Origin of the sequence: uncultured Pseudomonas sp. (assembly GCF_913777995.1) — a bacterium.
In the GTDB taxonomy this organism is placed as follows: domain Bacteria; phylum Pseudomonadota; class Gammaproteobacteria; order Pseudomonadales; family Pseudomonadaceae; genus Aquipseudomonas.
This window is the reverse complement of the sequence record NZ_CAJYVE010000010.1, coordinates 397,523-414,215: the sequence shown is the minus strand read 5'-3', so window position 1 is coordinate 414,215 and position 16,693 is coordinate 397,523. Positions and strand designations below refer to the sequence as shown.

General features: G+C 63.6%; 18 protein-coding genes. 7 read left to right on the top strand and 11 right to left on the bottom strand.

The features are described from left to right. Positions 1-73 precede the first annotated feature (73 nt). The 5 genes from phrB to QZ497_RS04690 form a co-directional block, all read right to left on the bottom strand. Positions 74-1,513, bottom strand: coding sequence for a deoxyribodipyrimidine photo-lyase (gene phrB, locus QZ497_RS04710; RefSeq protein ID WP_295471511.1), 1,440 nt, complete (start codon positions 1,511-1,513; stop codon positions 74-76). 11 nt (positions 1,514-1,524) lie between these two features. Next, positions 1,525-2,451: a MerR family transcriptional regulator gene (locus QZ497_RS04705; protein WP_295471509.1), complete on the bottom strand. Its 927-nt coding sequence runs from the start codon at positions 2,449-2,451 to the stop codon at positions 1,525-1,527. A 3-nt stretch (positions 2,452-2,454) separates the two neighbouring features. Further along, the gene (locus QZ497_RS04700; protein WP_295471507.1) at positions 2,455-3,417 is read right to left on the bottom strand and encodes a DUF523 and DUF1722 domain-containing protein; all 963 of its coding nucleotides are present in this window, start codon (positions 3,415-3,417) and stop codon (positions 2,455-2,457) included. 155 nt (positions 3,418-3,572) lie between these two features. Then, complete coding sequence (locus QZ497_RS04695; RefSeq protein ID WP_295471506.1) at positions 3,573-3,788, bottom strand: TIGR02450 family Trp-rich protein; 216 nt, start codon at positions 3,786-3,788, stop codon at positions 3,573-3,575. After that, on the bottom strand, positions 3,785-4,774 hold the full coding sequence (locus QZ497_RS04690; RefSeq protein WP_295471503.1) for an NAD(P)/FAD-dependent oxidoreductase: 990 nt from the start codon (positions 4,772-4,774) through the stop codon (positions 3,785-3,787). The genes QZ497_RS04695 and QZ497_RS04690 overlap by 4 nt, the downstream gene beginning before the upstream one ends. A gap of 311 nt (positions 4,775-5,085) precedes the next feature. Here QZ497_RS04690 and QZ497_RS04685 point away from each other — a divergent pair, with 311 nt between their 5' ends. Then, positions 5,086-5,994 carry a TIGR01777 family oxidoreductase gene (locus QZ497_RS04685; protein ID WP_295471501.1) on the top strand — a complete coding sequence of 303 codons (909 nt, stop codon included), beginning with the start codon at positions 5,086-5,088 and terminating at the stop codon, positions 5,992-5,994. 8 nt (positions 5,995-6,002) lie between these two features. After that, complete coding sequence (gene hemH, locus QZ497_RS04680; RefSeq protein WP_295471499.1) at positions 6,003-7,028, top strand: ferrochelatase; 1,026 nt, start codon at positions 6,003-6,005, stop codon at positions 7,026-7,028. Positions 7,029-7,083: 55 nt separating this feature from the next. On the opposite strand, the gene QZ497_RS04675 is transcribed toward hemH, so the two are convergent. After that, positions 7,084-8,361, bottom strand: a complete 1,278-nt coding sequence (locus tag QZ497_RS04675; RefSeq protein WP_295471498.1) for a uracil-xanthine permease family protein — start codon at positions 8,359-8,361, stop codon at positions 7,084-7,086. 4 nt (positions 8,362-8,365) lie between these two features. Further along, positions 8,366-9,004, bottom strand: a complete 639-nt coding sequence (gene upp, locus QZ497_RS04670; protein ID WP_295471496.1) for a uracil phosphoribosyltransferase — start codon at positions 9,002-9,004, stop codon at positions 8,366-8,368. A gap of 203 nt (positions 9,005-9,207) precedes the next feature. Between upp and QZ497_RS04665 the strand changes: the two genes are divergently transcribed. The 3 genes from QZ497_RS04665 (at position 9,208) to QZ497_RS04655 (ending at position 10,641) form a co-directional block, all read left to right on the top strand. Continuing rightward, entirely contained in the window at positions 9,208-9,765 is a 558-nt protein-coding gene (locus tag QZ497_RS04665) for a hypoxanthine-guanine phosphoribosyltransferase (RefSeq protein ID WP_295471494.1), read from the top strand. A 39-nt stretch (positions 9,766-9,804) separates the two neighbouring features. Beyond that, positions 9,805-10,284: a hypothetical protein gene (locus QZ497_RS04660; RefSeq protein ID WP_295471493.1), complete on the top strand. Its 480-nt coding sequence runs from the start codon at positions 9,805-9,807 to the stop codon at positions 10,282-10,284. Between the two features lie 66 nt (positions 10,285-10,350). Next, the gene (locus QZ497_RS04655; protein WP_295471491.1) at positions 10,351-10,641 is read left to right on the top strand and encodes a PA4642 family protein; all 291 of its coding nucleotides are present in this window, start codon (positions 10,351-10,353) and stop codon (positions 10,639-10,641) included. Positions 10,642-10,683: 42 nt separating this feature from the next. On the opposite strand, the gene QZ497_RS04650 is transcribed toward QZ497_RS04655, so the two are convergent. Both QZ497_RS04650 and QZ497_RS04645 read right to left on the bottom strand, forming a co-directional pair. Next, positions 10,684-11,514, bottom strand: a complete 831-nt coding sequence (locus tag QZ497_RS04650) for an amino acid ABC transporter permease (RefSeq protein ID WP_295471489.1) — start codon at positions 11,512-11,514, stop codon at positions 10,684-10,686. Next, complete coding sequence (locus tag QZ497_RS04645) at positions 11,511-12,332, bottom strand: ABC transporter substrate-binding protein (protein ID WP_295471487.1); 822 nt, start codon at positions 12,330-12,332, stop codon at positions 11,511-11,513. The genes QZ497_RS04650 and QZ497_RS04645 overlap by 4 nt, the downstream gene beginning before the upstream one ends. A 110-nt stretch (positions 12,333-12,442) precedes the next feature. Here QZ497_RS04645 and QZ497_RS04640 point away from each other — a divergent pair, with 110 nt between their 5' ends. After that, on the top strand, positions 12,443-13,339 hold the full coding sequence (locus QZ497_RS04640) for a homocysteine S-methyltransferase family protein (RefSeq protein ID WP_295471485.1): 897 nt from the start codon (positions 12,443-12,445) through the stop codon (positions 13,337-13,339). 107 nt (positions 13,340-13,446) lie between these two features. On the opposite strand, the gene mqo is transcribed toward QZ497_RS04640, so the two are convergent. After that, positions 13,447-14,958 (bottom strand): malate dehydrogenase (quinone), encoded by a 1,512-nt coding sequence (mqo, locus tag QZ497_RS04635; protein WP_295471483.1) that lies wholly within the window; start codon positions 14,956-14,958, stop codon positions 13,447-13,449. A 726-nt stretch (positions 14,959-15,684) separates the two neighbouring features. After that, positions 15,685-15,918 (bottom strand): hypothetical protein, encoded by a 234-nt coding sequence (locus QZ497_RS04630; protein ID WP_295471481.1) that lies wholly within the window; start codon positions 15,916-15,918, stop codon positions 15,685-15,687. A 155-nt stretch (positions 15,919-16,073) separates the two neighbouring features. Here QZ497_RS04630 and QZ497_RS04625 point away from each other — a divergent pair, with 155 nt between their 5' ends. Next, a complete protein-coding gene (locus tag QZ497_RS04625) occupies positions 16,074-16,655 on the top strand; it encodes a YajG family lipoprotein (RefSeq protein WP_295471480.1) in 582 nt (193 codons plus the stop codon). Positions 16,656-16,693: the final 38 nt, after the last annotated feature.

Here is a 16,693-nt window from a genome sequence, read left to right as displayed (position 1 = left end):
TCAGCTTACGGCTGCTGCAGCAGTTTCCCTCCTCTTCACGGCTGACGCCGCCGCTACAGGTCGAAAACCGGCCTCAAGCCTCTCTTTCCACTTGCCGATGTGGCAGGTTCTTGAAGGCTTCCAAGGCTCGGGTCCTGCTACTGCGCAGGTCGACTATGGGCTGTGGATACCCTTTTACGCCGAACAGCCCGCCTGCGGCCGATGGGTCGTGTACGTCTTTCTTGTTCAGCTCCGCCAGTTCTGGCAGCCACTCTTTGATGAAGCGGCCATCGGGATCGAATTTCTCCGACTGGGAAATCGGATTGAAAATGCGGAAGTACGGCGCTGCATCGGTGCCGGTCGAGGCGCTCCACTGCCACCCGCCGTTGTTGGCGGCCAGGTCGCCGTCGATCAGGTGGCGCATGAAGAAGCGCTCGCCTTCGCGCCAGTCGATCAGCAAATTCTTGGTCAGGAACATCGCCACGACCATGCGCAGGCGGTTGTGCATCCACCCGGTTTCCAGCATTTGACGCATGGCGGCGTCGACGATCGGCAGGCCGGTACGCCCCTGCTGCCAGGCTTCCAGGTCCTTCGGCGCGCGGCGCCAGGGCAGCGCCTCGGTTTCGCTGCGAAAGGCGCGGTGCCGCGATACGCGCGGGTAGCCCACCAGAATGTGTTTGTAGAACTCGCGCCAGATCAGCTCGCTGACCCAGGTGACGATGCCCTTGTTACCGCTTTCGAATTCGCCTTGGTTGGCATTCAGCGCGGCCTGCAGGCACTGGCGTGGTGAAATCACGCCGGCCGCCAGGTAGGCAGACAGCTGGCTGGTGCCTGGCTTGGCAGGAAAGTCGCGTTCGCTGTCGTAGTAGTGGATCGCTTCGTCGCAGAAGGCATCGAGGCGCCGCTTGGCCTCTTTCTCGCCGGCTGGCCACAGCGCGCGCAAGGCGTCGCTCGGAGCGTCGAAGCCCTTGACCTTGCCCGGCACCTTGTCGCTACTGAGTTTCAACGGCGCCTGGGCGCTGTGCAGGCGCTGCGGCCTGGGTGACGCGCTGTGCAGGCGGGCATAGCAGACCTTGCGGAACTGGCTGAACACCTGGAAATACTGGTCGCTCTTGGTCAATACGCTGCCAGGGGCGAACAGCAGCTGGTCGAGGTGGCTGCACCAGACAATCCCGGCCTTGTCCAGGGCCTGCTGCACGGCCTGATCGCGCGCGCTTTCGTTGATGCCATATTCCTCGTTGGCATGCACGGTCTGCACCTGCAGCTCGCGGCACAGTTTCACCAGTACCTCGGGGGCCTTGTCCCAGGTGTCGGCCTCGCGGATCAGCAGCGGCACGTTCAGGTGCGCCAGTGCCTTTTCCAGTTCCACCAGGTTGCGCAGCCAGAAGTCCACCTTGCAGTCGGCGTCGTCATGCCGTTGCCATTGTGCCGGGCTGAGCAGGTACACGGCGACCGTCGGCCCGTCGCTCAGGGCGGCATTGAGTGCGGTGTTGTCGTGGGTGCGCAGGTCGCTGCGTAGCCAGAGCAATTGCATGGGCGATTCCCTTAGATGATTCCGAGCCTGTTCAGCTCGCTGTGGACTTCGAGCGGGTCACGGGCAAAGCTCAGGTTGGCGATGCCCTCGACGTGTCTGGGCAGCTCTTCGCGGTGGATCACCACGGCGGGGCCGCCGAGCAGAATCGGGCAATGGACGTTGGCCAGGACGCGGGGCAACTGGGTCAGGTTGAGAATCTGGGTGGAATACAGCAGCACTGCGCGCGGCTTGAGGTAGTCGCAGGCCATGGCCAGTTCACCGGGCGGCAGCGGGCCATCGAAGACTTCCACGGGGCAGTCGGCACTGCTGATCAGCCAGGCGGCCAGCCACAGGTGAGGTTCGAACGGCGAGTTGGACTGATTGACCAGCAACAGCCCCGGGCCGCTGACCTGGCGGTTGTTGTGGTAGGTGCGAGCGCCGAACTTGCTGCGCAACCAGGAGTAGAAAAACATGCGCTCCATCTGCCCGCCGAACTGCGTCTGCCAGCGGCGTTCCAGTTCGGCCAGCAGCGGCAGCAACAGTTGTTCGCAGATGGTCCGTGGTGGATAGAGCGACATGGCCCGGTTGAAGAGATCGTCGACCCGGCGTTCGGCCAGCGCGGCGATGCCACCCAGCAGCGAGCGGCGCAGTTCTTCCCAGTCGTTGCCGGGGCGGCTGATGTCCGGGACAGCGGCGTCCAGCAGCGCCTTGACCTGGCTGACCGACACACCGCGGTTGAGCCAGGTCAGTATGTTCCTGATGCGCTGTACGTGTTCATCGGAGTACAGGCGATGCCCCTTGGCGGTACGGTGCGGAACGATCAGCCCGTAACGGCGCTCCCAGGCACGCAGGGTGACGGCGTTGACGCCGGTCTGGCGGGCGACTTCACGGATCGGCAGCCAGCCATCCGGCAGGCGGCCCGGCTGAGGGTCTTCGGAGGTGTCGGAGGGTGTATGCATGGTTCAGATGGCGTTGCGCAGGCTGAGCGGCTCCGGATGTGGCTGCATGTAAACCTGCAGCGCCACATACGGGTCCGGGTGGTGACGGAAATGATGTTTGAGCAGGGTCAGTGGCACGATCAGCGGCACGATCCCCTGGTGATACTGGTTGATCAGTCCCTGCAGCTCCTGCTTGTCGCCGGCGCTGAGGGTCTGCTTGAGATAACCGCACAGGTGCTGCAGCACATTGGTGTGGCTGCCTCGGGTGGCGCATTTCTTCAAGGCGTTCATCAGCAGGCTGAAGTATTGCCGGCCGACCTCTTCGGGGTCGCTGCGGCCCATGCTGCCGAGCATCTTGCCCAGAGCCTTGTACTGCGTAACGTCACACGCCATGAGTTGGTACTTGTAGCGCGAGTGGAATTCGGTCAGGGCACGCCGGCTCAGGCCCTCCTTGAGCAGCCGTTGCCAGGCGGCATAGGCGTAGACACGGGTGATGAAGTTTTCGCGCAGCACCGGGTCGTTGAGCCGACCGTCTTCCTCCACCGGCAGGTCGGGTTGGCGCTCGCAGAATGCCTGGGCATAGATGCCGCGGCCGCCGCCGTCGAAGGGCGCGCCGTTGTCACGGTAGACCTTGACCCGTTCCAGGCCACAGGAGGGGGACTTCTGCATGAAGATGTAGCCGCTGATATCGGTCATCTCGCCGGCCATGTGCTCACCGTATTCGGCGAGTTGCCGCGTGACGTTCAGCTCCGGGTGTACGGTGCCGACCGCCTGGGGCCGCTCGGGATCACCGACCAGCCGAATGGTCTCACGCGGGATGCCCAGGCCAATGGCGACTTCCGGGCAGGCAGGAACGAAGTCGAAATACTCGCGCAGCGCGCCGGTGCACAGGTCGGATTGCTTGTGTCCACCGTTGTAACGCACCTCGACGCCCATCAGGCAGGCGCTGACACCCAGCTTGGGTTTTTCAGAGGGGGATACGGACATCAGGCACCTCGCGAACGCTTAAACTTATACAGATGACATACGCTGTACAATGAGAGTTCATCTTAGATGCGGGCTTGTACAAGTCAAATAATTTGTACAAGTGCCTGCGCAGCGGGCCGATTCCGCGGCGCAGGGCAGGGGAAGTGAAGGCCTGCCTATTTCCAGCCCATCCGCCAGCGATCGGCATCCTGCAACACTTGCCAGGGCAAGCGCTCGCTGCGCTGGGTCAATACGGCCTGCAGTTCGATTTCCAGCACCGTACCTTCCTCGTCGCGGAATAGCTCGGTCACCAGAAAATGTTTCTCGCGATTCTGCGGGGCTGCTGCCGTCCACTTCGACAGCAGCAGTTTGCGGGGGTTGATGCGGTTCAACGGGCAAGATGCTCCAACAGCCGGTGGGCGGCCTGCTGGCCACTGAGCCAGGCGCCTTCTACGCGACCCGACAGGCACCAGTCGCCACACACGTAGATACCCAGGTCGGCATCCGACAGCGCGCCCCACTCATGCACCCCGGCAGGGCGTGCATACAGCCAGCGGTGCGCGACGCTGAACAGCGGCGCTGGCATGGCGCAGCTGACCAGTTCGGCGAAGGCGCCATGCAGGTGGTCGATGACCTCCTCCTTGGGCATATCGACGTGGTCGCGACTCCATTGGCTGGTGGCATGCAGCACCCAGGTGTCCAGGGCACCGTCGCGGCCTGGCTTGCTGCGGTTGCAGGCCAGCCAGTCGAGCGGGCTGTCCTGCACGAAGCAGCCCTGCAACGGGGTATCCAGCGGTGTGCCGAAGGCCAGGGCCACGGCCCAGGTGGGGTCCATCTTGACCCCGGCCACCACCCCGGCAAGCTTGGGCGCAGCCGCCAGCAGGGTGGTGGCCTGTGGCGCCGGGGTGGCGATGACCACATGGCTGAACGGCCCGTGGCTCTTGCCATCGGCGTCCAGCAGGTTCCAGTGGCGGCTGCCACGAAAGACTTCGGTGATCCGGCACGAGAAGGTGACCGGCAGGTCGTCGAGCATCGCCCGGGTGATGGCGCTCATGCCCGGTGTACCGACCCAGCGCACCTGTTCATCCGGGGAAGGGCTGAGGCGTCCGCCGTGGTAGTTGTACAGCGAGGGCTTCCATTCGGCGACCCAGCCATTGGCCTGCCACTGGTTGACCGCGCTGACGAAGCGCCGGTCGCGGGCGGTGAAGTATTGCGCGCCCATGTCCAGCGAGCCGGCATCACTGCGCTTGCTGGACATGCGGCCGCCGCTGCCGCGGCTCTTGTCGAAAAGGTGAACGGCGTGCCCGGCGGCGTGGAGCGCCTGGGCGGCGGAGAGTCCGGCGATACCGGTACCGATGATTGCGATAGGTACAGTCATAGGGGCCTCGTTACCTTGTCTGCACAGACTACGCCGTCCTTAAAACCTGTACAATCTCGTAATTTGGTATAAGTTGCAGCGGTTCGCATTTCCAGTGCTGCGCAGCCTGCAACTCGTACTGTCCATGACGGTCTGTCTGTAGCTCATAGACAATGGGCCAACTACCCGGTTCTGGGCAGTAAAGCTCCAATCCTTTCAGGTGTGGCCTATGGTTCAGCAAAGGGACAGTGCGTCACGAATCACGGCCAAGGCCACGGCCTGCAAGCAATAGACTACTCAAAGGCCACGAACGCCACTCAAGGATACCTGCCATGCACATCTTGCTGACCGGCGGCACAGGTTTGATCGGTAAGGCGCTCTGCCAGCTCTGGCAGGCACAGGGGCATCAGCTGACGGTAGTCAGCCGCCGCCCTGGCGAAGTACGACGTTTGTGCGGGGAGGGTGTGCGCGGTATCTCCCGTTTCGCCGAACTCGACGGTCAGCCGGTCGATGCGGTAGTCAACCTGGCGGGTGCGCCCATCGCCGATCGGCCCTGGACCCGCAAGCGCCGGTTGCAGTTGTGGGAGAGTCGTATCGGCCTGACCGAGCAGCTGCTGGCCTGGATCGAAAGCCAGACGCAGCGGCCGCAGGTGTTGGTGTCCGGCTCGGCGGTGGGCTGGTATGGCGATGGTGGCGAGCGCGAGCTGGATGAGCACCAGCAGCCGGTCAAGGACGACTTCGCCAGCCAGCTGTGCCAGGCCTGGGAAGAAACCGCGCTGCGTGCCGAGGCCCTCGGTCTGCGCGTGGTCCTGGTGCGCACGGGCTTGGTGCTGTCTGGCCAGGGCGGCTTCCTGCAGCGTCTGCTGCCGCCATTTCGCTTGGGGCTGGGTGGGCCGATTGGCAGCGGCCGGCAGTGGATGCCCTGGGTGCATATCGACGACCAGATCGGGGCGATAGATTTTCTCTTGAACCAGGCCTCTGCCCGAGGTCCCTATAATCTCTGTGCGCCTTCGCCGGTGCGTAACCGCGCATTCGCCAAGACGCTTGGCGGTGTGCTGCACCGTCCGGCGTTCATGCCGCTGCCGGCGTTGCCGCTGCGCCTGCTGCTCGGCGAGATGTCCGGCCTGCTGCTCGGGGGCCAGCGTGCTCGTCCGACGCGGCTGGGCGAAGCCGGTTTCGTGTTCCGCTTTACCGAACTGCACGACGCCTTGGCCGACGTGCTGGCTCCCTCATCGAAATAGGATCTTGCATGACCGATCACGCGCTGTTGCTGATCAACCTGGGCTCACCGGCCTCCACCAGCGTGGGTGACGTGCGCCGCTACCTCAATCAGTTCCTGATGGACCCCTATGTCATCGACCTGCCGTGGCCGGTGCGCCGGTTGCTGGTGTCGCTGATCCTGATCAAGCGTCCGGAGCAGTCGGCCCACGCCTACGCCTCGATCTGGTGGGACGAAGGCTCGCCACTGGTAGTGCTCAGCCGCCGCTTGCAGGCGCGCATGCGCGAAGAATGGCCGCACGGTCCGGTAGAACTGGCGATGCGCTACGGCGAGCCGTCCATCGAATCGACCCTGGTGCGCCTGGCAGGCCAAGGCATCGGCAAAGTGACCCTGGCACCGCTGTACCCGCATTTCGCCGACAGTACGGTGACCACGGTGATCGAAGAAGCGCGCCGGGTCATCCGTGAGCGCGGCCTGAGGCTGGAAGTGGCGCTGCTGCCGCCGTTTTTCGACCAGGCCGAATACCTCGATGCGCTGGTGCAGAGCGCCACGCCGTTCCTGGAACAACCTTACGATCACCTGTTGCTGAGCTTCCATGGCTTGCCGGAGCGCCATCTGAGCAAGCTCGACCCGACCGGGCAGTGCTGCTTCAAAAGCGATGATTGCTGCATGAGCGCGCCACCGGAAGTGCTCAAGACCTGCTATCGCGCCCAGTGCATGCAGTCGGCGGCGGCGTTCGCCAAGCTGGCTGGCATTGCGGATGGCAAGTGGTCTGTGTCGTTCCAGTCGCGTCTGGGGCGAGCCAAGTGGATCGAGCCCTATACCGAGACACGCCTCGACGAGCTGGCGGCCCAGGGGGTAAAGCGACTGCTGGTGATGTGCCCGGCATTCGTCGCCGATTGCATCGAGACACTGGAGGAAATCGGCGACCGTGGCGCCGAGCAGTTCCGCGAGGCAGGAGGGGAGGAACTGGTGCTGGTGCCGTGCCTGAATGACGACCCGAACTGGGCCGCCGCACTCAAGCGCCTTTGCGAGACCACCACCCAGCCCCTGTAGGACCGGCTTCAGCCGGGATGCCTTTCCCGGCTGAAATCAGCCCTGTCAGGCCACATCAAGGCAGGCGATCTTCCGCCTGCTTGTGCTTCCAGCCGTCGTTGCCCGGCAGAATCAGGTTCAGCGCGATGGCGGTGATGGCGCACAGGGCGATGCCCTTGAGGCCGAAGTCATCCGGACCATCGCCAGTGCCGACCAGCACGCCGCCAATACCGAACACCAGGGTCACCGAAACGATCACCAGGTTGCGCGCCTCCGCCAGGTCCACCTTGTGGCGGATCATGGTGTTCAGGCCCACCGCGGCGATGGAGCCGAACAGCAGGCAGAGAATGCCGCCCATCACCGGCACTGGAATGCTCTGCAGCAGCGCGCCGAACTTGCCGATGAACGCCAGGCTGATGGCGAACACCGCCGCCCAGGTCATGATCTTCGGGTTGTAGTTCTTGGTCAGCATCACCGCGCCGGTGACTTCCGCGTAGGTGGTGTTGGGCGGACCGCCGAACAGCCCGGCCGAGGTGGTGGCAATGCCGTCGCCCAGCAGGGTGCGGTGCAGGCCGGGGGTCTTCAGGTAGTCACGACCGGTCACGCTGCCCACCGCGATCACTCCGCCGATGTGCTCGATGGCCGGCGCCAGGGCCACCGGGACGATGAACAGGATGGCCTGCCAGTTGAATTCCGGTGCGGTGAAGTGCGGCATCGCCAGCCAGGGCGCTGCGGCGATCTTGCTGGTGTCCACCACGCCGAACCAGAACGACAGCGCGAAGCCCACCAGCACGCCGGCGATGATCGGCACCAGGCGGAAGATGCCCTTGCCGAATACGGCGACGATCAGGGTGGTCAGCAGCGCCGGCATGGAGATCCACATGGCGGTCTGGTAGTGGATCAGTACGGAGCCGTCACCGGCCTTGCCCATGGCCATGTTGGCGGCGATGGGCGCCATGGCCAGGCCGATGGAAATCACCACCGGGCCGATCACCACGGGTGGCAGCAAGCGGTCGATGAAACCGGTGCCCTTGATCTTCACCGCCAGGCCCAGGAAGGTGTAGACGAAGCCGGCGGCCATTACGCCGCCCATGGTCGCCGCCAGGCCGAACTGGCCCTTGGCGAGAATGATCGGGGTGATGAAGGCGAAGCTGGACGCCAGGAACACCGGCACCTGGCGGCCGGTCACCAGCTGGAACAGCAGGGTGCCGAGGCCGGCGGTGAACAGCGCGACGTTGGGGTCGAGCCCGGAAATCAGCGGCATCAGCACCAGGGCGCCGAACGCCACGAACAGCATCTGTGCCCCCGACAGCACGGTGCGCCAAAGGGGGTCATTGAACTCGTCATGCTTCATCGGCTCAGGCGTCCTTCTGCTTGGTGCCGAAGATCTTGTCGCCGGCATCGCCCAGGCCGGGAATGATGTAGCCATGTTCGTTCAGGCGCTCGTCGATCGACGCGGTGTACAGCTGTACATCCGGGTGGGCCTTCTCCACCGCAGCGATGCCTTCGGGGGCTGCCACCAGCACCATGGCGCGGATTTCCTTGCAGCCAGCCTTCTTCAGCAGGTCGATGGTGGCGACCATTGAGCTGCCGGTGGCCAGCATCGGGTCGATGATCATCGCCAGCCGTTCGTCGATTTCCGGCACCAGCTTTTCCAGGTAGGTGTGCGCCTGCAGGGTTTCTTCGTTGCGCGCCACACCGACGGCGCTCACCTTGGCACCGGGGATCAGGCTGAGCACGCCGTCGAGCATGCCGATGCCGGCGCGCAGGATCGGCACCACAGTGATTTTCTTGCCGGCGATCTTCTCGACCTGCACCGGGCCTGCCCAGCCAGGAATCTCGTAGCTTTCCAGCGGCAGGTCGGAGGTGGCCTCGTAGGTCAACAGCGCGCCGACTTCCTGGGCCAGTTCGCGAAAATTCTTGGTGCTGATGTCGGCGCGGCGCATCAGGCCGATCTTGTGGCGGATCAGCGGGTGGCGGATTTCACGGATGGGCATGGGCAAAGGGCTCCTGGAGGCGGGCAAAAAACGGCCTAGATTAATCGATTCGGCGGTTACTGTCTTACGGCAGATGAAGTATCTTCCTACCCATTTTCGCTGCCGAAGTGATGATTCCATCGACGTCAGTCTAGATCTGCTTGCCCTCGAACGAGGGGATGCGTACCTTTGCCGGTTTTTCTCATTGTTAACTGGAGCGATTCATGTCCGCTGATCTCGAGCATATCCGTCAAGTCATGCGCGAGGCTGACTGCCTTTACAGCGAGGCCGAGGTCGATGCCGCCATCGCCCGCGTCGGTGCGCAAATCACCGCTGAACTGGCCGATCGCAACCCGGTGGTGTTCTGCGTGATGAACGGCGGCCTGATCTTCTGCGGCAAGCTGCTCACCCACCTGAAGTTCCCTCTGGAAGCCTCTTACCTGCATGCCACCCGCTACCGCAACGAAACCAGCGGCGGCGAGCTGTTCTGGAAGGCCAAGCCGGAAGTCTCGTTCATCGACCGCGACGTGCTGATCATCGACGACATCCTCGATGAAGGTCACACCCTGGGCGCGATCATCGACTTCTGCCGCCACGCCGGTGCCCGCGCTGTGCATACTGCGGTGCTGATCGACAAGGATCACGACCGCAAGGCGCGCCCCGAGTACAAGGCCGACTACGTGGGCCTGCCGTGCGTGGACCGCTTCATCTTCGGTTTCGGCATGGACTACAAGGGCTACTGGCGTAACGCCGCTGGCATCTACGCGGTCAAGGGTCTGTAAGCACCCGGGCGCGGCGACTGGACGACAAGGAGAGTGTCAATGAAATCACTGATGATCAGCGCCGCGCTGGCCCTGGCGCTGCTTGCCGGCAGCGCTGTGGCGGGGCCCATGCACGAGCAGTACCTGCCGCCGGATGACCAGAGCCTGCGCGAGGGCACGCCTGAGCAGCAGCAATTGATGCTGATTACCGAGTATTCGGTGGTGGTGGGCAACCAGCGGCCCTCCAACCAGCAGCCGATTCCGGTCACCGCGCCGCTGTCGATCAGCCTGCGCGGCAAGCCGCTGAACAAGGGCGCGACCCTCAGCGAGGTGCAGATCCACTTCGACGGTGAAAGCAAGAGCCTGAAGAGACCCAGTTTCGATGCCGCCAGCCGCACCCTGACGCTGTATTACCCGCAATCGCATTACCGCACGCTGGTCGACCTGCTGCGCAACGAGAAGGTTTACTGCCAATTCCTGGTGTACGCCAACGGGCATGTCTGGGCCGACCTGCACACGGCCGGGGCAAAGCCGCGTTGAGCTAAGCGGCGTGGCGGATATACACTGCCCGCCCCGTGAAAGTGACCGTGCCCCTTGGAGCCCGCAATGCGTAAAGACAAGAAGCAGATCATCGGCGACGAGATCGGTGACGAGCAGATCAAGCTGTTCCTCGAATTCGAGCCCGTCGACGCCACCTCGCCGTCGCTGCACAAGCTGATCAAGGCCTACCGGGGCCTGCGCATCGATGATTTCGAGCGTTTCCTGGTGTTCTTCCGTGAGGCGGGCTACGACCTGGACGGCAAGGACGCACAAGGCCAGACCTTCGTCGAGCTGATCAAGGACCAGCGCAACGCCGATGACTACATCGAGTTGGTGGAGAAGGCGCGCGCCGCCTGAGGCCATTGTCTGTGAGCGAGCCGGCTCGCTCACATCGGCCTGTCAGTTTCGCGGCTGGTAGGCCTTGCCGTAGTGCCTTTCCAGGCGCGCCTGGAGCAATTCCAGGCTGATCGACATGATCCAGTACAGCGCCGCCGCCGTGGTCAGCATCTCGATGTAGCGATAGCTGGAGCGGCCGTAGGACTGGGCCAGGAACATCACTTCCCATACCCCCATCACTGAAATCAGCGACGAGTCCTTGAGCATCGAGATGAACTGGTTGGTGGTCGGCGGGATGATGGTGCGCATCGCCTGCGGCAGCGTAATCAGCCAGAACACCTGGGCCGGGCGCAGCGCCAGGGCCATGGCGGCTTCGCGCTGGCCAGCGGCGACGCCGATGATGCCGGACCGGAAGATCTCGCTGAGGTAGGCGCCGTAGTTCAGCGACAGGGCGATCACCCCGGCGAGAATCGCGCCCGGCACCACGCCGATCTGCGGCAGCCCCAGGTAGATCAGCAGAATCTGGATCAGCAGCGGCGTGCCGCGAAAGAACGAGGCATAGAAGCTGGCGATGCCGAACGCCACCGCACTGCGCGACAGCCGCGCCAGGGCGGCGACGAAGCCCAGCAGTACCGAGACCACGATCGAGCACAGGCACACGAACAGCGTCAGCGCCGCACCTTGCAGGAAGCCATTGGGCGCCAGGTGCAGGCCGACCAGGTTGGGCAACTTGTCGAGGATGATCGAGAACTTCAGGTCGAAGCTCAGGAAGAAACCGGTGAACAGGGCGAACATCGTCGCCCAGGTCAGGTACAGCCGGGTCCTGAAGCCGAACAGGCGCTTGAGCAGACCCTGTCGGGCCGGCACGGGAGGGCGTTTCGGAAAGCTGGTCATTTACTGATGTCGGCGCCGATCCACTTCTGCGACAGGCGGGCCAGTGTGCCGTCCTTCTTGAGTTCTTCGAAGACCTCGCGAACCTTGGCGTTCCACTCGGCGTCGCCTTTCTCGATGGCGACGAAGTTCGGCTCTTCGTACAGGGCCGGGCCGGCCAGCTTGAAGCGCTTGTCCTGGTCCAGGCGAGGCTGGGCAGTGACCAGGTTGGTCAGCACCGCATCCAGGCGCTTGCCGGCACCCAGGCCGAGGTCCTGGAACGCCACGTTGTCGTTGTCGTAGGGGGCGATCTGCACGTTTTCGAACGGATACTCCAGGGGCTTGCCGCTGCCGCCTTCGATCACCAGGTTCTTGTTCAGGTAGCTCTCGTAGCTTGACGCGCTGGTCAGGCCGACCTTCTTGCCGCTCAGGTCCTTGGCAGCGTGGATACGGTCATCCTGGGCGTTGACCACGATCACCGCTGGCGATGCGTAGTACTCCACCGGGAAGTCGAACACTTCGGCACGCGACTGGCTGGGGGTCATGGAGCAGATGCAGATGTCATAGCGGCCGGCCCAGCGGCCAGCGGCGATCACGTCCCAGGAGGGTGTTTCGAGGCGCAGCTTGACGCCCAGCTTGTCGGCCACGGCCTTGGCCACGTCGACATCGAAGCCATCGAGCTGGTTCTGGTCGTTGAGGAAGGAGAAGGGCGGGTAGCTCTCCATCAGCACGTTGACCAGTTCCTTGTTGTCCTGCACACGCTGCAGGGTCGCGCCCGCCAGGGCCTGGCTGGAGACGGTCAGGGCGAAAAGGCCGATACCCAGAAGCGCACGTAGTTTCACGAATGAACCTCGAAAAAATGGTTGTCGTTTGAAGAAAGTGGCGTATTAAATACGTTATATAAGGCTCAATTCTAATGAGTCTTTTTCATATGTATATAAGTAGAGCGAATATGACTCAAGCTTCGACAGTAATTCTCGACGGCGGTATGGGCCGCGAACTGCAACGCCGGGGCGCGCCGTTCCGCCAGCCGGAGTGGTCGGCCCTGGCGCTGACCGAGTCTCCACAAGCGGTCGTTGCGGTGCACGCCGCGTACATCCAGGCAGGTGCCCAGGTTATTACTGCCAACAGCTATGCGGTGGTGCCGTTTCATATCGGCGAGGAGCGCTTCGCCCGTGAAGGTCAGGCGCTGGCAGTAACCGCCGGGCAGCTGGCCCGGCAGGCCGCCGATGCGGTCGGTGGGCGGGTACTGGTGGCCGGTTCGCTGCCGCCGCTGTTCGGTTCCTACCGTCCCGACCTGTTCGATGCCTCGCGCGCCGCACAGGTGTTGCAGCCGTTGGTGACGGGGCTGGCCCCTCATGTGGATCTGTGGCTGGCGGAAACCCAGAGCAGCATCATCGAGGCACGTACCATCCGCGCCGGTTTGCCAGCCGATGGCAAGCCCTTCTGGCTGTCGTTCACCCTGCAGGATGAAGACGTCGACGACACTCCGCGCCTGCGCTCGGGCGAGCCAGTGGCCGACGCCGCGCGTGCGGCAGCCGAGCTGGGCGCGGCGACCCTGCTGTTCAACTGCAGCCAGCCGGAAGTGATCGGTGCCGCCATCGATACCGCCCGTGCCGTGTTTGCCGAGCTGAACGTGCAGATCGGTGTGGGGGCCTACGCCAACGCCTTCCCGCCACAGCCCAAGGACGCCACCGCCAACGATGGCCTGGACGAACTGCGCGAGGACCTCGACCCGCAGGGTTACCAGCAGTGGGCCGCCGACTGGGTCAAGCGCGGCGCCACGCACATCGGCGGCTGCTGCGGCATCGGCCCGGAGCATATCGAAGTCCTGGCCCGCAGCCTCTGACCTTCGCCGCAGGGCGCGACGCCCTTGCATACCTGACCTGTAAAAACACAAAACCCCGTGGCTCGGCGAGCAGCACGGGGTTTTGCGTTTGACTGGCGGTCAGGTCATCAGGCGATGCTTTGCGCTTCGCTCTCCTGGTGTGCCGCCAGGTTCAGGGCTTCGTCGCTCTGTGCGCTGATGCGCTGGTACAGCTGCGCATCGCTGGCCAGGGCCTTCTCACGAGCCGGGAAGATCTCGTTGAGCTTGGCTGTCCATTCACCCTTGGCCTTGTCGGCGAAGCAGCGCTCGATCAGCTCAAGCATGATCGATACGGTCACCGAGGCCCCAGGCGAGGCGCCGAGCAGGGCGGCCAGGGAACCGTCGGCAGCCGCGACCAGCTCGGTACCGAACTGCAGCACGCCGCCTTTCTTGGCGTCCTTCTTGATGATCTGCACGCGCTGGCCGGCGATCTCCAGGCGCCAGTCCTCGGCTTTGGCCTGCGGATAGAAGCGGCGCAGCGAGTCGAGGCGCTGTTCCATGGACTGGCGCACTTCGCTGACCAGGTATTTGGTCAGGTCCATGTTGTCGCGGGCCACGGCCAGCATTGGCTTGATGTTGCTCATGCGCACCGACAGCGGCAGGTCGAGCAGCGAGCCGTGCTTGAGGAACTTGGTCGTGAAGCCGGCGAACGGTCCGAACAGCAGAGACTTCTTGCCATCGACCACGCGGGTGTCCAGGTGCGGCACCGACATCGGTGGCGAGCCGACCGCTGCCTGGCTGTACACCTTGGCCTGGTGCAGCTTGACCACCTCCGGGTTGTCGCAGCGCAGCCACTGGCCGCTGACCGGGAAGCCGCCGAAGCCCTTGCCTTCCTCGATGCCGGACATCTGCAGCAGCGGCAGGGCCGCGCCGCCGGCGCCGAGGAACACGAAGCGGGCGTCGATATCGCGGGTGCTGCCGGTATTGACGTCCTTGATGGTGACGGTCCAGCCCTGGCCGTTGCGGGTCAGGTTGGTCACGCGCTTGTTGTACTTGACCTGGGCGTCGGGCTCGCTGGCCAGGTGCGCGAGCAACTGGTTGGTCAGGGCGCCGAAGTTGACGTCGGTGCCGTTGGTCATGCGCGTGGCGCAGAGCTTCTGGTCGGCCGGGCGGCCGGCCATCATCAGCGGCATCCACTCCTTCAGCTTGCCGTGGTCTTCGGTGTATTCCATCGCGGCGAAGGCATGGTGCTGGCGCAGGGTTTCGAAACGGGTCTTGAGGAACGACATGTCCTTTTCGCCCTGCACGTAGCTCAGGTGCGGGACGGAATTGATGAAGGTAGTGGTCGTCTTGAAGCCACCCTTGCGCACCAGATAGGCCCAGAATTGCTTCGAGACCTCGAACTGCGTATTGATGTGCACGGCTTTCTTGATGTCGACGGATCCGTCGGCGGCCTGCGGGGTGTAGTTCAGCTCGCACAGGCCGGCGTGACCGGTGCCGGCGTTGTTCCAGGGGTTGGAACTCTCTGCAGCGCCGGAATCCATCAGCTCGACGACTTCCAGCTTCAGGCTGGGGTCGAGCTCCTTGAGCAGCACGCCCAGCGTGGCACTCATGATGCCCGCTCCGACCAGTACTACGTCGACTGCTTCGTTATGCGCCATTAACGCGTCTCCAAAATCTGCAACACCCAATGGACGGTCTGCGTTCCCGAGGCTGATTGCCAGGTATTGAGGGCATGATGCGGCATCATGCTTCGCACGTCCTGGCCGGGAACGAGTGTCCGGTTTTCAGGATCTGCCCGAGGGCGCCGGTCAGCGATGCTCAAGGGGCGGATCCCAGCAATGTTTTGCATCTCACGCGCAGGTCCGGCAGGGCTGCAAGGGGTTCATCCAGACGATCATGAACGCATTTTGCAGCCTGTGGGGCCATACGACCATCGTCAGACGCCTGACGATGACCCTGCGTGGTGACGTTCGACCCTGCCTGGGGAAGCCGATGATGACGCCGGTGCATCTACAAACCTATTCATGTGCTCGCCACACTCTTGTGAAGTTGTGAAACCCGTTATTTCGTGCCTCTTTTTGGAGACGCGAACCAAACCTCAAAAGGGGCTGCGAGGGCAGCTCCGGCATGTCCGCTGTTCACAAGTGAGGCGTCGGGGGGCGCGAAAGGTTCGATCGGATCCGAGCGAGTGCGCGCCGCCCATCGAATCATCGCGATACGACCGGACTGCGTGGGCGGCTCTCTGTGGGCATTGCGAAGGAGCTAATTTCGTGGATTAGCGATGCAGCGAGGCCCGATCAGGAGACGTCCTTATAATCGGGGGGAGATTATAGCGATGAAACATCGGGAATTGGTTGGCCTGATTGACATTTATGTCGATTAATTCAGGCCGCCAGCAGCAGGCGCAGCGCCGAGCGTGCGGCACGTGGCGTGATCCGGGCGCTGGCGGGCAGGGGCTGACCCAGCCAGGCCAGGCGTTGTTCGTTGACCTCGACCCACTCGCCGCCCTGTGGCGCGTGGCTGCAGTGTTTGAAGGCACGGCAGATACCGCTTTCATCCAGGCGTGCGAAGTGGCGCGGGGCAGGGCGTGCGCTGAACAGAGACCGGAAAAAGCTCATGACGATGCTCTCTTTGGAAAACTGCGCACAGCTTGGCGCAGTGAAGTGACATGCGCATTACAATGCCGCCGGCGCTGAACCAGCAGGCGCTGCCAGCGGTCGGATTTTCGCTATACTGCCGCCCATCGATTGCCTGCCCCCGTGGAGATATGAGCATGCTGCGTCGCGTTTTGTTTGGTCTGCTTGCCGTAAGCAGTTTGACCCTGGTCGGTTGTGCCCACAGCCCGCAACAGCTGAGCCCGCAGCCGCGCATTACCGCGCAGCTGGCGCCGGTCGGCCATGGCCAGCCGGTGGTCGTGCGTGTCGTCGATGGCCGCCAGAGCCAGGTGCTGGGCACCCGTGGCGGCATGTATCCGGAAACCAGCTCCATCACCGTCAGCGGCGCCGACGTACTGCCCAAGCTGCAGGCCCAGGCAGAAGCCGCCGTGCGCCTGCTCGGCTTTACGCCGACTCAGGGTGGCAATGCCCCGCAGTTGACCGTGACCCTGGCTGACCTGCGTTATCAGTCGCCGAAGGAAGGCATGTACGTGACCGAAGCGACCATCAGCTCGACCTTCCGTGCTGACGTGCGCAACAACGGCCGCTCCTACAATGGCCGTTACGCCGCCTCGCTGGACCAGCGCTTCGGCATGGCGCCCAACCAGGAAACCAACACCAAGCTGGTCGGCGATGTCCTCAGCGATGCCCTGACCCGCGTGTTCCAGGACCCGACCATCGGTAACACCCTGGCGCAGTAAACGGCGCCCGTCATGAAAAAGCCCGGCCTCTTGTGAGA

Excerpts from the sequence above, each read along its gene's own strand:
- QZ497_RS04630 (WP_295471481.1), bottom strand. The coding sequence starts at position 15,918 with ATGAGCTTTTTCCGGTCTCTGTTCAGCGCACGCCCTGCCCCGCGCCAC.
- upp (WP_295471496.1), bottom strand. The coding sequence starts at position 9,004 with ATGCCCATCCGTGAAATCCGCCACCCGCTGATCCGCCACAAGATCGGC.
- QZ497_RS04665 (WP_295471494.1), top strand. The coding sequence starts at position 9,208 with ATGTCCGCTGATCTCGAGCATATCCGTCAAGTCATGCGCGAGGCTGAC.
- QZ497_RS04640 (WP_295471485.1), top strand. The coding sequence starts at position 12,443 with ATGACTCAAGCTTCGACAGTAATTCTCGACGGCGGTATGGGCCGCGAA.
- hemH (WP_295471499.1), top strand. The coding sequence starts at position 6,003 with ATGACCGATCACGCGCTGTTGCTGATCAACCTGGGCTCACCGGCCTCC.
- QZ497_RS04650 (WP_295471489.1), bottom strand. The coding sequence starts at position 11,514 with ATGACCAGCTTTCCGAAACGCCCTCCCGTGCCGGCCCGACAGGGTCTG.
- QZ497_RS04685 (WP_295471501.1), top strand. The coding sequence starts at position 5,086 with ATGCACATCTTGCTGACCGGCGGCACAGGTTTGATCGGTAAGGCGCTC.
- QZ497_RS04690 (WP_295471503.1), bottom strand. The coding sequence starts at position 4,774 with ATGACTGTACCTATCGCAATCATCGGTACCGGTATCGCCGGACTCTCC.
- QZ497_RS04655 (WP_295471491.1), top strand. The coding sequence starts at position 10,351 with ATGCGTAAAGACAAGAAGCAGATCATCGGCGACGAGATCGGTGACGAG.
- QZ497_RS04705 (WP_295471509.1), bottom strand. The coding sequence starts at position 2,451 with ATGCATACACCCTCCGACACCTCCGAAGACCCTCAGCCGGGCCGCCTG.
- QZ497_RS04660 (WP_295471493.1), top strand. The coding sequence starts at position 9,805 with ATGAAATCACTGATGATCAGCGCCGCGCTGGCCCTGGCGCTGCTTGCC.
- QZ497_RS04675 (WP_295471498.1), bottom strand. The coding sequence starts at position 8,361 with ATGAAGCATGACGAGTTCAATGACCCCCTTTGGCGCACCGTGCTGTCG.
- mqo (WP_295471483.1), bottom strand. The coding sequence starts at position 14,958 with ATGGCGCATAACGAAGCAGTCGACGTAGTACTGGTCGGAGCGGGCATC.
- QZ497_RS04625 (WP_295471480.1), top strand. The coding sequence starts at position 16,074 with ATGCTGCGTCGCGTTTTGTTTGGTCTGCTTGCCGTAAGCAGTTTGACC.
- phrB (WP_295471511.1), bottom strand. The coding sequence starts at position 1,513 with ATGCAATTGCTCTGGCTACGCAGCGACCTGCGCACCCACGACAACACC.
- QZ497_RS04700 (WP_295471507.1), bottom strand. The coding sequence starts at position 3,417 with ATGTCCGTATCCCCCTCTGAAAAACCCAAGCTGGGTGTCAGCGCCTGC.